Below are 13,587 nucleotides of genomic sequence, written 5' to 3' on the forward strand. Positions count from 1 at the left end.
GTATCTGCGTGCCACCGCAGGCCGGCCCATTGCTGGGATGCCTGCGATGTTTGTGCATGGAGGGTGTCGGTTTCCCGACTATTTGCGCTGAGGACTCAGCCGAGGCGGGATTTGTTCTTGCTGTAGCGTTGCTCGTACATGGCATCCAACTGTTGCTTGATGGCGGCGCGCTTCGGATCGTGCGCCGGCATCTTCGCCAACTGCTCGCGCAGCTCACTGGTCTTGACGTTGAAGTCGGCCTCATTCACCGCGCCACCGTTGATTGGCGTGTCTTCGCTCAGCTCCTTGCCGATATTGGCCGTGAAAGCGATGAAGTCCGGGTCGTTCCCATACTTGGCCATCAGGTTCTGAAAGCTGCCCGGCTGGCCTTCCGCACTGGCGAAGGCCTCGGCTGCACGATAGGAGGCGCGCACGTTGGTCTGCATGGCCTGGTCATCGGTCCAAACAGACTTGAGTGCAGCGGTGCAGTCTTGGGCGGTCAGCTGGGCGCCACCCTCGACCAGGCCGGGGGCAACCTTCAAGTACTCACCGATCACATACGACACCTGGTCGTTCGTCAGGCCCTTGGCGTGGGCCCCCTTCAGGAACGACTGCGTACCCTCGTCGGCCTTGAACTCTTCCCAGTTGAAGCCCTCGACCCCTTCCAGCTTGACGTTGTATTCATCGACGGTCTTCGGCGCCACATCACCCGAGCCCAAGCGGGTTTCGAGGCTCCGGTAGGCGTCGGCAACCTTCCGCGACGATGCTTCAAGATCAAGGCTGCCATCCTCCTTGTTGGTGCGGTACTTCTCAGGGAGCCAGTCGTTGGTTGCACCAGTGTTCAGCACGGTGCTTGCCGGTGGGGTTGCTGCTGGTGGGGTAGCGCCGCCGCTTGGGTCGCCGCCCTCGCCTGTTTCGTTGCACAGGTAGTGGCCGAGACGGTTGTGGATGTACCAGTTCATGCGTCACCCCCGGTGAATGGATCAGCAGGCTTGGCAATGGAGCGAACGAACCACATAAAGCCCTGTTGAAGGTTGGTCTTGGCTAGCGCCAGCAGTCGCTGGTCGACGCCATCGATCTTGCCGATCTGCTTGAACAGCTCACCGGCATCAGCTTCCAGAGCCTTGATCGAATTCATTCCGTCGATCTCGGATTGGCTCAGGTCACGGTAGCCGGTGATCTTCTTGTGCTGATTGTCCATGGTCATTCCTCTTCAGGTTGGTCTTGCACGCCATTGGCGCGATTGATGCGGAGCAGGATGTGGTCGAGCACCTCGCGGTGGCCGGCCTGCAGGTAGGTTTTGAGAACGGCATCGATGCCGCCCACGGTTACGGCGTTTCGGCTGAAACGCTGAATCAGGTGCTCGAGCACAAGCACACCCTCGGCGTGCTGCTCGAATACCCGCTTGAACATGTCGTCGATTTGCTCAGGGGTCACGCTGCTGCTCCTGGTGCTTGTTTGAGTGCGGCCTCACCGACCATCTGTTGCATTGCCATCTGCTGTTGCTGCTCCATGGCCGCCTGCTGGGCTTGGGCGCGGTCCTCCCGCAGCTTGTCGCGGTCGGCCTTGCTGCGGATGACAGCTGAGGGCACGCCCATAGCCTCGCCCTTGAAGCGCTGGGCCTCGTCCAGATCGATGTTGTCCATAACGGTTGGATCTGCCTGAGCGACGACCAGTGCTCCTTGCACGAACTGGTCGATGGCCGTGACCTCTTCCAGCTTCTGAGAGCGGGCCAGCGGACTCAGGTAACGCACGGTGAAGTTGCGACCTGCCAGCGTTTCAGGTGCCTGCCCGAGGATCCCGGCCCGGTACGCGATACCGAAGCAGCGCTCGATCAGGGGTTGCAGGTACTCGGTCTGCAGGCGGCCATAGACCGGGCCCAGCAGTTGGCGGATCAGATTCACCCGCACATGCACTTCGGTCGCCGTCATGGCCGGGCCGTCTTGCGCCTGGAGCTGGTCAGCCATCAGGGTCTTGCGGATGGCGGCCTGCAACCTGCTGATACGGGCGTCGGCGTACTGGAAGTTGGACCCGCTTTGCAGGGGTTTCATGCTGTCGACGGAGTTGGCCACGATGATCTTGCGCGGGCCTACACGCACGGTCTTCGGGTTAAGCACCCCGTCATCTTCCGCGATCCACATGCCAGCAATGGCCAAGTCAGCCGCAGCCAAGTCCATGCGCACCATCTCGTTGAGGGTGCGAGCGTCCGGAAGCGCATCGGCCACAGGGCCAGTGGCATACACGCTGTCGGGGATCATCATCCAGCGCGGCACAACGACCGGCATTTCGTGATAGCCCGACTCTGTCACGACCTTCTTTGCAGCAACCTCCACCTTGCAGGAAGCGATCGGCATGTTCTTGGCCAAGCGGGCGCCGACCATGTAGGTGCTGCGCGGGTAGACCGCGTGCACGAACTCAACCAACTCTTGGGGCTTGGTCTTGGCCAGCTTGCGCGTTGGCTCGCTAAGGTTCTCCTCCCCGAACTCATTGACGGCCTGTTCGGCGGTGAGCTTGTAGGTGCGGTAGACGGTATCGATCTTGCCGCCTGCCTTGGACGCCGAGCAGAACACGCTGGCGATGGGCCAGAGGTCGAACGTGAAACCGCCCCGCTCCCGGTCAGAATCGATGTACAGGGCGAACCAGCCGGCGCAAACAACGTCGAGCAGTCCCTCAAAGGCTGCCGCGTCGAAGTTGGATGCGTGAATGTTCTGCCAGATGATGTCGGACGAGTCGTCCAGCCAGCGGCGTTCATCCTCGCTCTCTTGGCCGACGTCCATGCCGAACCAGATGCTGTTGGCCGGCGTCAGGCCGGACTGCACCGACGACGACAGGATGCGTGCCGCGTCGGTGGTGGTGCCGTCGAAGATCCGCGCTTTGCGGTTAAGGGCTTCCTGTGCGCTCATCATCTCGCAGTAGAAGCCGTTCCCCCGGATCGGGTAGGTGTGGTCGTAGCAATCGCGCCAGACCTGCTCATGCGGGCTGCGCAGCGACTTGAGCGTGCTCAGGGTCTTGCAGATCTGGTCGGCATTCATGATCCGAGGGTTCTCTTTCCTTGCTCGATGACGGTGCCTGCGGCGCCACCGGACGACAGCAGGCTGCTTTCGGACTTACGCTTACGCCGCACAGCGGTTTCGTCGTTGGCTTTCTTGGCCGCTGCGTCAGCCGCTTTTTGGGCGGTGACTGCGGGATCTTCGGTCTGAACGACCTTGGGTTTGCTTGGGCCTCCGCCGCACATGGCCTTACTCCTTCGCAGCCGGCTCAGGACACAGCCAGCCCTCGCTGGTCATGACAGCCTGCTTGATGGTGGTTGGATCGACGGCTTGCGCGGTGGTGGGTTGGCGCTGCTCCAGGGTTGCGCGGTCGGAGTCGCGGCGCGCATCGATGACCAGGGGCTCACCGCCATCGTTCAGACGCTGGGCCTCGGCTTCGGCCTGTTCCTTGGCGCCGTCGCCGATGGCAACGAAGTCGCTAAACCAGTCGGCCTGGCCTTCGACTGGCGTGTACCAGATCTTCCAGCGACCGCCACCGTTGTGTTTGGCGGTGTAGGTAGGGGTTACAGGTGGCTGCGATTCAGTGCTGGTGGTCGTCGATGCTGCTGGATCGACGGCTTGCGCGGTGGTGGTTACTGGTTCGCCCGGGGTCTGGACGATCAGGCTATCGGGGGCTGGCATGGGGTGAGCCTCGGTGATTGGTAGGGATCAACGAGGCCCAGCATCATGGTGGAGAGGTGTCGGGATCCCGACTATTTGGCGGGGCACGCAGTCCGGACGTAGTCCTGCAGTGCGCTCAGTTGGCGGATGGCGTCGTCGCCGTCGTTGGTGATTCGGACAATTCGTTCAGCAGCCGCTGGGTCAAGTTCGGCTCGCGCTTGATCATGGTCCAGGCTGCTGGCGCCTGTTGATCCTCTTGCGGGGCACTTGGCGAGGACTGACAGCCGGTGTTCGCCAGCAGCGACAGCAGCACGAAGGTTGGCATTGGTCTGATTGGCACGTTCACGCTCCTGGGTATGTTCGGTGTCGAGCTGGGTCAGTAAGCGCTGGGTGTTCTTGCGGGATTCGTTTGCGTTCTCCAGCTCTCGCACACGCTGCGTAGCGGTGCTTAAGCTGGTGTCGGTATGGTCGAGCCGCCAAAGCGCCAGAATCAACGCCAGAGAAAGCCCAGCGATGAGATAGCGGACCATCACTGCACCGCCTTGCACTTGGCGTTGCGCTCGAGCTGGCGTTTCCAGACGCCAGGACAGCGCTTGTTGCCGGGTGTCGAGCAGTCGAAGCCGGCGGCATACCGGTACAGCAGCAGCGCTTCGCAGGCCCCGACGTAGTTACCCTCCAGCAGGTACCGGCGCGGTGATCCAGTGCGCCAGTTGCCCATGCCGTACTGGCCCACAAAGTCCATGTACAGGTCGAACTCTTCCTGGTACAGCTTCACGCCCGGGATCGAGGCCGCGAACTGCTTTTCGTCCTGACTGATAAGGTTTCGTGCCAACACGTCTGCCCGGGCCGGGGTGATGGTGTCGCCCATCCTGACGCGGGTGCCGTCCTCATACCGCGTCGAGCCGTGGCCGATGGTGGGAACGTCGCCCTTGGTGGGGATGATGGCGTTGCTGGTATAGCCCTCGTTGGCCTTCCAGGCGCCAATGCCGGCAAGGCTCATGGTCAGCAGGCCTACCGCTATGCGGTTGCGGGCGCTCATCGCTGGCACTGCTCGCGGATTGATTGGATGCGTGCCTCACTCTCGGCGGACTCGCGGCGGTCGCGGCGAGCCTGGAAGTAGGCATTGACCAGCAGGCCGAACACTGCGACCAGGACACCAGCAATACCGATCCAGTTGACCTGGGACAGCCAGCCGACAAAACCGGTGGCGGCGCCGACCATCATCCCTTTGTTTGCGACGGACGCGCCCACCACTTCCGCAATCCCTTCCGGTGCCTGATTCGCCATGTGCTTGCTCCTGACTGGGGCGTTCATGGGTTGCCTCCAGGGTCAAAAAAACCCCGCACGGTGGCGGGGCATCGATGACACGGAGAATCAGGGCAGTGGGCTGTCGGAATCCTGACTATTTCGCGTGGTACGCCCACCAGTCACCGACGGCGACCATAGGCAGCTTTGAGCGGTCTTGCTCGGTGATCTTGCACCAGAGCAGCACCAAGCGTTCGCCTTCGCTGTAACGCGGCTCAGCGCCCTGTTTCCATCCGATCAGCGTGGTACGGGCAACATCGATGGCATCCGCCGCCGACTGGATCGAGTAACCACCCCGTAACACCATGGTGATGACCCTGAACCAATCGATGCGCTTCGGGCCTGGCCGCGATGGTGGCGGCGCGTGCAGTACAAGCGGGCGCGCAGCCAAAGCCGCACGAACGGGCTCAGGCTGCGCAAACAGGGCCATTTGCTCAGGCGCAGGCGGCTTCATACTGGTCACCCTGACCCGTTCCAAACGCGTGCGCGCGCGAGGCAGACACCGGTTGAGCGCTCGCCCGCTCCATTGCCTCGGTCAATTCCTTGATCACTGCCAAGAACATGGCGCGAGGATCTTTGGCGTTATCGAACATGAACGGGTGAACGGCATGGCGAAGCCCGACCATCGTGCCGCTGGGCAACATCTGGTCGACACCGACGAAGACAAATCCGTCGTTGCCGAACCCACGGCAATACCAGGTTGGTCCATGGATGCTCTTGCTCATGATGCAGCCCCCTCAAGCGGAACGATGCGTACCTGCACACCTGGTGTATCGCCGAACCGCTTGCGGGCGAAAACGTCGACAACCTGCACGTCGTCCTTCCACACCACGCCGTTGAGGCCGTCACAGATGGCTTTGAGTACGTTGTCGAAGTCGGGTTTCTTGGTTGGCATGACGTCACCAGCAAGCGCAGCGGCCTGTTTTTTCTTGCTCCAGGACTTCGGTACCGAGAGGTTGACGCGGATCTCGACCATGACCGGGCCTTGCAGCAGTTCACGACCTGCCATGGCGTTGCTGCCGCTGGTAGCGATCAGGCCTTCGTAGTTGGCGGTCTTGGCTGGTGTGTACATGCGAGCGTGTCCGGCGATGGTGCTGACGCGTGGCCTGCCCTTCCCCACTGGCTCACCCGGTACCAGGAACGAAACGGGCTTCAGGTCATGCATGGTTGTCTCTCCGGATTCCTACCTTGGCCAGCAGCAAAGCGCGTGCAGCCTTGGGATCATTGGGTATGCCCTGTGCGGCCATCAGGTCGCGGGCTTCCTGGTGCGATGCTGCGAGCTGCACCTGGCGTGGTGTCTTGGTGTCGTGACTGATGCCCATAGGGATCTTGCCGTCGAGGGGCTGGGCGTTCTGGGCGCGGCGCTGGACGATGGCGTAGTTGCGCTCGAAGTTCTGGCGCAGTGCCTTGTCGCTGTGCTTGGCGGTGCGCAGGTCGAACAGGCCGGTAGCTTCGGCTGCGACCTTCACGGCTTCATGGGTGTACTTGCCAATCAGGGCTTCGGTCCAGGCTTGGTCTTCGCTTGGGAAGCCGGGCATTTGCATGCACAGCGAGCGGAAGACGTTGGCGGATGGTGGCCAGTCGTACTGAGGGTCAGCCGATACGGCACTCAGCCCGTTGGCGAGCTGCTGGCCGTTCAGGTCGCCCAAGATCTTGGACCAGGAATGCTCCGGGTTAGCTGATTCGCCGAAATTCGCCGTCCAGCGGTGCCCGTAGATCTCCGTCATCTTGAGCCAAAGCTTGTTCAGCGCCTTCTGCGACAGCCTGGACTGCTCGTTCGAGTTCTTCCCCTGCACGCTTGACCCGGTCGACGGCAGAAAGTGGACGTTGGCGAGCAGGTCGGTGGCCTGCTGCGGTTTTTGCTGATCCATGGGTATACCCCCCGGCTTGTGCCTGGCGAAGTTGGTGTTTCAGGGATTGAGCGAGCGCGTGCTCCCACTGGGCCTGCGACTGTTCCTTCTCAGGGCGTGCAATCCAGTACGAGCGGAATTCGTTAAGTGCGTCGGCATCGATGGCCGTGGGAATGGCATTGCGTAGTGCGGTGGCGCCCCAAGTCCTGGGATTCGGCTCCCAGCCGTCAAGCATTACGAAGTAGCCACGCGCGGAGAGAGTAGTAGGGCTTTTACCGGATATCGGAGGTAGGTTGCTGATCAGCGTTTCGTCTGATTCTGATCCGGTTGCTGATCCATTTTCAGATTCGCTGAAAGCCTCGTAATCCGTGGCCTCTGGCTGTTCTTGCGGTGGTTGCTGATCTGGTTGCTGATCTGGTTGTTCATCGGTTGTTGATCGTTTGGACGGACTATCCCAGTCCGCATTCGGCAGCTGGTAAACAAGAGGTCCAACAGGGGTGATGACACCGAGGGTGATCAGACGATCAATGAGGGATCGGACCTTCTGCCTGGTGGGGGAACCAGACTCATGGCGGCCGCGAGTGGGGGCAATATACAGCTCTTCACGGAACATTTGTTCGCTGAGCCGACGCTTAACACCAGACACGCCCGTCCTGTAGTCCATAAACCGGCGTATGGCGCAGTACAGCTTGAAGACGTCCGCTGGCTCATCGGCCAAGGCGCCCCACTCTGCGTCATTGATCTGGAAGGAAGGCACTAATCAGCCCTCTTCCAACTGGTCGACGTTCTGGACGTGCTCCATCCAGCGCTTGGCCTGGTGGAAGATCGCCTCGATGTCGCGCTGGTTGAAGCAACGCATCTCCATCGGAACGATCTTCAAATCCAGCACCGCGAGAATCTCGGCGAACTGCTGGAACTTCTCCGGCTTCATGCGGCTGATGGTCGCTTCGTCGCAACCGACTGCATGCGCAACCGGGCCATTGCCGACCGATGCAAGCCGCTGCATGAGAACGGCCATGTTCTTGCGAGACGTTACAAGCTGCTCCTGGCTTAATGCGGTCGTGGTCATGGTCAAGCCGCCACGTCGTCGGCCCCAGCAAATCGCTCGGGGTACAAGATGTGGATCTCGGTTAGTTCGCCGTCGAAAACCTGAACCAGCTTTTCAGCTAAAGCAGCAGAGGCGCGCTGTGTACCGCGCTCCACTCTGGACAAATTTCCGGAGTCGAACCGATCACCGAGCGCTGCGAGGCGAGCCGAAACATCGGCCAATGTCCACTTATGGGACAGTCGTGCGCGTTTTAACGGAGTCATGGCTAAGGCCTTATTGAGATTGAACAACTCAATTCTGCGCAATGCGCAAATTTCACGCAACAAAAATCTGCGCATGACGCTTTGCGCCTGACGCAGCAGCTAGGGAGAATCCAAGCCATGGATATCGGACAGATCATCAGAAAAGCGCGGAAGGCCAAGGGCTGGACGCTGGAAGAGCTTGCTCATCGGGTCGAAACCGACTCTGGCAACCTGTCGCGCCTGGAGCGCGGACTACAGGGTGCGAGCAAGGAATTACTGGGACGCGTGCTCAAGGCGCTAGATCTGTCGCTGGCCTCGGCTGGTAGGATCGACGAGGGAAGCAATATCACCCCAGCCCTGCAGCCAACCCGAAAGCACAAGGAATATCCGTTGATCAGCTGGGTTCAGGCCGGTGACCTGACAGAATCGCCAAGCAACGTAGGAAGTGAGCACAAGTGGTTTGAATCGACGGAGAACGCTGGTGATGGGGGCTACTGGCTCAAGGTCCAAGGCGACTCAATGACCTGCCTCGGCAATCCAAGTTTTCCTGCTGGCTCGCTAATCCTGGTGCGACCCGAAGCCGACGTCATTAACGGTAAGTACTATGTGGTCGAGATGCTTGATAGCGGCGAGAAAACCTTCAAACAGTACGTAGAGGACGCAGGTTTCAAGTACCTACGCCCCCTGAATCCTGGCTACCGTACCATCGAGATAAATGGGAATTGTCGGGTTCTCGGACGTGTGATCGATACAAAGATGACGGGGCTTTGATCATGGAGTCACTTGGCAAAATCACGACGGGCCTGGATACACCCATCAAGCGGGGTGGCTTCATCATCCTATTGGTTGGGGTGGTATTGACGGTGGTAGGTGCTTTACAGCTTGGCTTCAGCACTAGCAGTTACAATTGGCTCACCGGGTTTCTCAGCGCTTGGGGAGAGGCATTAGTTTTCGACCGTCGCAGCTACCGTCATTACCCTCTTGCAAGCATCGGCCCGTACGTTCTGATTGCTGGTTTAACCCTCTCCTACTTCTACGACAGAACCGTAGGCCGCTTGGTAGCATGGATACACCGAGGGTCGACCCCGATCTAACTCTGTCAAAGAAATAAGAATCCCGCCATCGAGCGGGTTTTTTTTTGCCATCGATAAATTTTCTGCGCTTGACGCAAATTAAATTCTGCGCATAATGCAATCCATGTTCTGCGCATTACGCAAATTCGGAAGAGCCCGGAACTAGGCGAAAGCCACCGCTCTTTAGTTTCAAGCGCCGCAGCAAGCCATGGCGTTGCCCTCGGGCAGAACGGTACAGCGGTAGCCTCGCCGCGTGGCTCGAAGCATAGAGAGCCCCAGATCACAAGAGAGCCAGTGGGTGACGAACCGCGACTGGCTGTTGAGCCCAAAGGGCTCCCGAAAAAGTATTCGCCCAGCCCACCGTGGCGTGTAACGGAGGCCAGCAACACAAATTTCCCTGACAGCCGGAAAGACGGCCCGATGCCCTGCTCCCCATCGCAGGCTGCATCGGAGTGTGATCTGGAAGCGCAGGCTGATGCGCAGGTTTGAAAGCAAACAGTTTCCGCGAACGATCGATACCAGCTAAGTAGTTTCATATGCCCGCGCGGTACTGGGTCGTAATAACTGGCATTGAGGTAGGCGCAAGCCGTTCACCTCGGCATGGTTCGCAAGCCGGAGATCAGTACCGGCCAGATCACACCCCGATGCATCCCGCCTACATCGAGGTAACCACCATGTTCAACAAGACCGCCCGCCCGCTGTTCGATGAACGAATCAGCAAGGTGCTGGAAACGCCACCAGGTGACTTGGTGGATACCGAAAGTGAACTCAGCTATGCCGCTGGCATGGCGGCATACGCCCTGGCTCGCGGCGATATCGGCCACGAAGAGCACAACCTGCTGAACATGCGCATCGACATGGCGCGGTTCAGCGTTCTGGCTCGCATCCAACGGCAATGCCGGATAGAGCGGGTGGCGCCGCAATGACCGCCCACGACATGTGGCTCGACCCGCCAGACGACGAGCCAGAACCCTGCGAGTTTGACTACGACGTTGATCCGGACAACCTCCCGGTCGGCGACTACCGCTCAGATGAGCGCGACATCATGCTGGAGCGCCGCTATGACCAGTAAATGCCGGGCGGTAATCGCCCCCTCCCTTCCCGCCCTAATCAAGGCCCTGCAAGCGCAGGGCTTTTTTCTGCCCACTGCTATGCCAGGCCTGCCCCACCGCATCGAAGTGCGCGGGGACATGCTCGTTGTGAGGTTTCCATGAGCGAAGTGAATCTCCCCCCGGTAGGGTCAACGGTGCGAATCGTGAAAATCGACCTTCCTATTTGGCCTCAGGCTGAGCAGTTCATTGGCGCCGATTGCACGCTCTGTGCGGTCTTCCTCACTTGTGACACCTGGATGGTTGCTGTTGAGCACCAAGCAGAAGGTGTCTGCTGCTGTTTTCAGGCTCGCATGGTGCGTACGCCTGAGCAGGCCGCAGCGGAAGAGCGGGCAGCAGCAATCAAGGAAATGCAGCAGGTTGTGGGCACGTTCAACGTGCATCCGTTTGAGTGCCTATACGACGCGGGCTATCGCAAGCTGACTTCGCCATGACCGCCGCCAAACGCCTGGAAGACCTAGCAATTTCCTACGCCAAGAACCGCGCCGAGCTGATGGAGAACTCGAAGGCCATCCGTGACCTGCATAACGATGTGGATGCCTACATCGATATGAAGCCTTTCCGTGATCGCTTCTACCAAGGTGAATGGCTGGACGATGAAGCTGTTCTTCGCTGGAACGGCTGGCTGTACGCGGTTGAGGTTCTGTACATCCTCGACGACAAGCCACTCGATGAAGACGACGCATACCGCTCCATGGCGATCCTGCTGGACGAGCGCAAAGCCATTAAGCAGCGCGCCAACGCCCTGAAGTCCCGCCTTCGCCAGATCGGTAACAAGCTACTAAAGGCTACGGCATGACCACCGCCCAACGCCGGCGCCGCCACCTGATCTGGCGCGGCGCTACCTCCTCCCTTATTGGCTGGTCCGGTTGGCTGCTGCTGATCGGACTGGCTGACCTTGTCACCCGATAGGACTCCAAGACATGAACGATCTCGCGATCAAACAAACCTTCAGCCTGGCCCCGCAGAACCTCGACGAAGCGTTGAAGTTCGCCGACTACTTGGCCAACTCCGACATCGTCCCCAAGGACTTCCAGCGCAAGCCGGCCAACATCCTGGTCGCAGTTCAGTGGGGCATGGAGCTGGGCCTGCAGCCGATGCAGGCCATGCAGAGCATCGCGGTCATCAACGGCCGCCCTGCCCTGTGGGGTGACGCGGTCATCGCACTGGCTCGCAGCTCGCCGCTGTGCGAGTACGTCACCGAGACAGACGACGGCGAGACGGCAACCTGCCGAGTTAAGCGCCGCGGTGAGGAAGAGCAGGTGCGCACGTTCAGCATGACCGACGCCAAGCTCGCTGGCCTGGTCGGCAAGCAAGGCCCATGGAGCCAGTACCCAAAGCGGATGCGCCAGATGCGTGCTCGAGCATTTGCTTTGCGTGACGTTTTCCCAGACGTGCTGCGCGGCATGGCGGTGGCCGAGGAGGTACAGGACATCCCGACCGAGCGCGAGCTCAACCAGACGCACGCCCGCAAGGCCGACGAGCCGAAGCAACTGCCGGCCTACCCCGACAGCAAGCTCGAAGAGAACGCCGACAAGTGGCGATCGATGATCGCCGCGAACCGCACCAGCCCCGATCACCTGCTGGCGAACCTCACCAGCAAATACACCCTCACCCCAGAGCAGATCGAGCGCATCCACGCGCTGGCCCCCATCGAAGGAGATCACACCAATGCAAGTGCATAACGTCCAGCAGGGCACCCCAGAATGGCATGCCCTCCGCTCCAGCTACTTCACCGCTTCGGAGGCGCCAGCGATGATGGGCGCATCGAAGTACCAGACCCGCACCGATCTGCTGACGATGAAGAAAACCGGCATCGTGCCGGAGGTCACCCCGGCACAACAGGCCATCTTCGACCGTGGCCACGCCACCGAGGAACTGGCCCGGCCACTGGTCGAGGAAATGATCGGCGAAGAGCTCTACCCCATCGTCGGCACCAGCGGCAACCTGCTGGCGTCGATGGACGGCGCAACGATGCTCGGAGACACCCTATTCGAGCACAAGCTGTGGAACGAGCGCCTGGTTGCGCAGGTCCGCGCCGGCGAGCTCGAGGCCCACTACTACTGGCAGTTGGAGCAGCAGCTGCTTGTGAGCGGCGCCGAGCGTGTGATCTTCGTTTGCTCGGACGGCACGCCAGAAAAGTTCGTGCACATGGAGTACCAGCCAGTTGCTGGCCGACGCGAGCAATTGGTGGCCGGCTGGGCCCAGTTTGAAGAAGACCTCGGTACCTTCGAGGTGCAAGAAGCCAAGGTCGAAGTTACCGGCGCAGCGCCTGATCAGCTGCCAGCCCTGCGCATCGATGTCACCGGCATGGTCACCGCCAGTAACCTGGATGCGTTCAAAGCCCATGCTCTGGGCGTGATCGGCAACATCAACACCCAGTTGTCGACCGACAAGGACTTCGCCGACGCCGATGCCACTGTGAAGTGGTGCAGCGAGGTCGAGGACAAGCTTAAGGCCGCGAAAGAACACGCCTTGAGCCAGACCGAAAGCATCGACGTGCTGTTCAAGGCCATCGATGACATCGCGGCAGAGACGAGGCGCAAACGCCTGGAGCTGGAAAAGCTGGTCAAGGCACGCAAGGACATCATCAGGTCCGATATCGTCATGGACGCGGCCAAAGCCTTGCAGGACCACATCGACCAGATCAACGTCACGCTCGGCGGCAAGATCCGCATGCCGCGTGTTCACGCTGACTTCGCCGGGGTCATCAAAGGCAAGCGCACGATCGACAGCCTGAAAGAAGCGGCTGATGCCGAACTCGCCCGGGCCAAGATCGAGGCCAGCCGCATCGCTGACGGCATCCGGGCGAACCTAAACAGCCTGCGCGAACTGGCGGCCAGCCACGCGTTCCTGTTCCACGATGCCCAGGACCTGGTGCTGAAGGCCAATGACGACCTGGTGGCGCTGATCAAGGTCCGCATCAATGAGCACGAGCAGGAGCAGCAGGCCGAGCAGCAGCGCCGAGATGCCGAACTTGAACGTCAGCAGGCAGAGCAACAGGCTGCTCAGCAGCAACCCGTGCAGGAGCAGGTCCAGGCGCAGCCGGTGGTCGAGCAGATCCACAGCCCAGAACCAAAGCCAGCAGCCACGCCGATAACCACGGCAGCTCAGCCAACAGCCGACGACGGCCAGCGTATCAAGCTTGGCGATATCAGCACGCGCCTGGGCTTCACGCTGACGGCTGACTTCCTGACCTCGCTGGGCTTCGAGGCAGTAGCCCAGGAACGCTCGGCCAAGCTGTACCGCGCCAGTGACTTCCCCCGCATCTGTGCCGCGCTGATCAACCACATCCAGGCGGTGCAAGCCAATCGCGCCGCTGCATGATCAG

At 60.6% G+C, this 13,587-nt stretch carries 22 protein-coding genes and 1 pseudogene; 7 read left to right on the top strand and 16 right to left on the bottom strand.

Features of this window, described 5'->3' with window-relative positions:
• Positions 1 to 95: 95 nt before the first annotated feature.
• From CS390_RS16205 to CS390_RS16280, 16 genes and pseudogenes are all read right to left on the bottom strand, one after another.
• Positions 96 to 941: a hypothetical protein gene (locus CS390_RS16205; RefSeq protein ID WP_099775336.1), complete on the bottom strand. Its 846-nt coding sequence runs from the start codon at positions 939 to 941 to the stop codon at positions 96 to 98.
• The gene (locus CS390_RS16210) at positions 938 to 1,180 is read right to left on the bottom strand and encodes a hypothetical protein (protein WP_099775337.1); all 243 of its coding nucleotides are present in this window, start codon (positions 1,178 to 1,180) and stop codon (positions 938 to 940) included. Before CS390_RS16210 ends, CS390_RS16205 begins: the two co-directional genes overlap by 4 nt.
• A 2-nt stretch (positions 1,181 to 1,182) precedes the next feature.
• A complete protein-coding gene (locus CS390_RS16215) occupies positions 1,183 to 1,416 on the bottom strand; it encodes a hypothetical protein (RefSeq protein ID WP_218195289.1) in 234 nt (77 codons plus the stop codon).
• A complete protein-coding gene (locus tag CS390_RS16220; protein WP_177442411.1) occupies positions 1,413 to 3,011 on the bottom strand; it encodes a portal protein in 1,599 nt (532 codons plus the stop codon). The genes CS390_RS16215 and CS390_RS16220 overlap by 4 nt, the downstream gene beginning before the upstream one ends.
• Positions 3,008 to 3,214 (bottom strand): hypothetical protein, encoded by a 207-nt coding sequence (locus CS390_RS16225; protein ID WP_099775339.1) that lies wholly within the window; start codon positions 3,212 to 3,214, stop codon positions 3,008 to 3,010. The genes CS390_RS16220 and CS390_RS16225 overlap by 4 nt, the downstream gene beginning before the upstream one ends.
• 4 nt (positions 3,215 to 3,218) lie before the next feature.
• A complete protein-coding gene (locus CS390_RS16230) occupies positions 3,219 to 3,650 on the bottom strand; it encodes a hypothetical protein (RefSeq protein ID WP_099775340.1) in 432 nt (143 codons plus the stop codon).
• A 71-nt stretch (positions 3,651 to 3,721) separates the two neighbouring features.
• The gene (locus CS390_RS16235) at positions 3,722 to 4,159 is read right to left on the bottom strand and encodes a lysis system i-spanin subunit Rz (RefSeq protein ID WP_099775341.1); all 438 of its coding nucleotides are present in this window, start codon (positions 4,157 to 4,159) and stop codon (positions 3,722 to 3,724) included.
• On the bottom strand, positions 4,159 to 4,668 hold the full coding sequence (locus CS390_RS16240; protein ID WP_099775342.1) for a glycoside hydrolase family protein: 510 nt from the start codon (positions 4,666 to 4,668) through the stop codon (positions 4,159 to 4,161). The genes CS390_RS16235 and CS390_RS16240 overlap by 1 nt, the downstream gene beginning before the upstream one ends.
• Positions 4,665 to 4,916 (bottom strand): holin, encoded by a 252-nt coding sequence (locus CS390_RS16245; RefSeq protein ID WP_099775343.1) that lies wholly within the window; start codon positions 4,914 to 4,916, stop codon positions 4,665 to 4,667. The genes CS390_RS16240 and CS390_RS16245 overlap by 4 nt, the downstream gene beginning before the upstream one ends.
• A 115-nt stretch (positions 4,917 to 5,031) precedes the next feature.
• The gene (locus CS390_RS16250; protein WP_099775344.1) at positions 5,032 to 5,388 is read right to left on the bottom strand and encodes a hypothetical protein; all 357 of its coding nucleotides are present in this window, start codon (positions 5,386 to 5,388) and stop codon (positions 5,032 to 5,034) included.
• The gene (locus tag CS390_RS16255) at positions 5,369 to 5,659 is read right to left on the bottom strand and encodes a hypothetical protein (RefSeq protein ID WP_099775345.1); all 291 of its coding nucleotides are present in this window, start codon (positions 5,657 to 5,659) and stop codon (positions 5,369 to 5,371) included. Before CS390_RS16255 ends, CS390_RS16250 begins: the two co-directional genes overlap by 20 nt.
• Positions 5,656 to 6,099, bottom strand: coding sequence for a RusA family crossover junction endodeoxyribonuclease (locus CS390_RS16260; RefSeq protein ID WP_065760247.1), 444 nt, complete (start codon positions 6,097 to 6,099; stop codon positions 5,656 to 5,658). The genes CS390_RS16255 and CS390_RS16260 overlap by 4 nt, the downstream gene beginning before the upstream one ends.
• Positions 6,092 to 6,805, bottom strand: a complete 714-nt coding sequence (locus CS390_RS16265) for a hypothetical protein (protein WP_256587508.1) — start codon at positions 6,803 to 6,805, stop codon at positions 6,092 to 6,094. Before CS390_RS16265 ends, CS390_RS16260 begins: the two co-directional genes overlap by 8 nt.
• 73 nt (positions 6,806 to 6,878) lie before the next feature.
• Positions 6,879 to 7,448 (bottom strand): annotated as a pseudogene (locus tag CS390_RS25720) (DnaT-like ssDNA-binding domain-containing protein); the annotation flags it as partial.
• A 96-nt stretch (positions 7,449 to 7,544) separates the two neighbouring features.
• On the bottom strand, positions 7,545 to 7,853 hold the full coding sequence (locus tag CS390_RS16275; protein WP_099775347.1) for a CII family transcriptional regulator: 309 nt from the start codon (positions 7,851 to 7,853) through the stop codon (positions 7,545 to 7,547).
• A 2-nt stretch (positions 7,854 to 7,855) separates the two neighbouring features.
• A complete protein-coding gene (locus CS390_RS16280) occupies positions 7,856 to 8,170 on the bottom strand; it encodes a helix-turn-helix transcriptional regulator (RefSeq protein WP_256587509.1) in 315 nt (104 codons plus the stop codon).
• Positions 8,171 to 8,212: 42 nt separating this feature from the next.
• Between CS390_RS16280 and CS390_RS16285 the strand changes: the two genes are divergently transcribed.
• The 7 genes from CS390_RS16285 (at position 8,213) to CS390_RS16315 (ending at position 13,583) form a co-directional block, all read left to right on the top strand.
• Positions 8,213 to 8,845 (top strand): LexA family transcriptional regulator, encoded by a 633-nt coding sequence (locus CS390_RS16285; protein WP_099775348.1) that lies wholly within the window; start codon positions 8,213 to 8,215, stop codon positions 8,843 to 8,845.
• 976 nt (positions 8,846 to 9,821) lie between these two features.
• Positions 9,822 to 10,073, top strand: coding sequence for a hypothetical protein (locus CS390_RS16295; protein ID WP_157767152.1), 252 nt, complete (start codon positions 9,822 to 9,824; stop codon positions 10,071 to 10,073).
• Positions 10,070 to 10,219, top strand: a complete 150-nt coding sequence (locus CS390_RS24995) for a hypothetical protein (RefSeq protein ID WP_157767153.1) — start codon at positions 10,070 to 10,072, stop codon at positions 10,217 to 10,219. The genes CS390_RS16295 and CS390_RS24995 overlap by 4 nt, the downstream gene beginning before the upstream one ends.
• Before the next feature lie 183 nt (positions 10,220 to 10,402).
• Positions 10,403 to 10,690 carry a hypothetical protein gene (locus CS390_RS16300; RefSeq protein WP_157767154.1) on the top strand — a complete coding sequence of 96 codons (288 nt, stop codon included), beginning with the start codon at positions 10,403 to 10,405 and terminating at the stop codon, positions 10,688 to 10,690.
• Entirely contained in the window at positions 10,687 to 11,055 is a 369-nt protein-coding gene (locus CS390_RS16305; protein WP_099775352.1) for a hypothetical protein, read from the top strand. The genes CS390_RS16300 and CS390_RS16305 overlap by 4 nt, the downstream gene beginning before the upstream one ends.
• A 124-nt stretch (positions 11,056 to 11,179) precedes the next feature.
• Positions 11,180 to 11,941: a hypothetical protein gene (locus tag CS390_RS16310; RefSeq protein WP_099775353.1), complete on the top strand. Its 762-nt coding sequence runs from the start codon at positions 11,180 to 11,182 to the stop codon at positions 11,939 to 11,941.
• Positions 11,928 to 13,583 carry a YqaJ viral recombinase family protein gene (locus CS390_RS16315; RefSeq protein WP_099775354.1) on the top strand — a complete coding sequence of 552 codons (1,656 nt, stop codon included), beginning with the start codon at positions 11,928 to 11,930 and terminating at the stop codon, positions 13,581 to 13,583. The genes CS390_RS16310 and CS390_RS16315 overlap by 14 nt, the downstream gene beginning before the upstream one ends.
• Positions 13,584 to 13,587 lie beyond the last annotated feature (4 nt).

The organism is Pseudomonas sp. HLS-6 (genome assembly GCF_002753995.1).
Classification (GTDB): Bacteria; Pseudomonadota; Gammaproteobacteria; order Pseudomonadales; family Pseudomonadaceae; genus Aquipseudomonas; species Aquipseudomonas defluvii.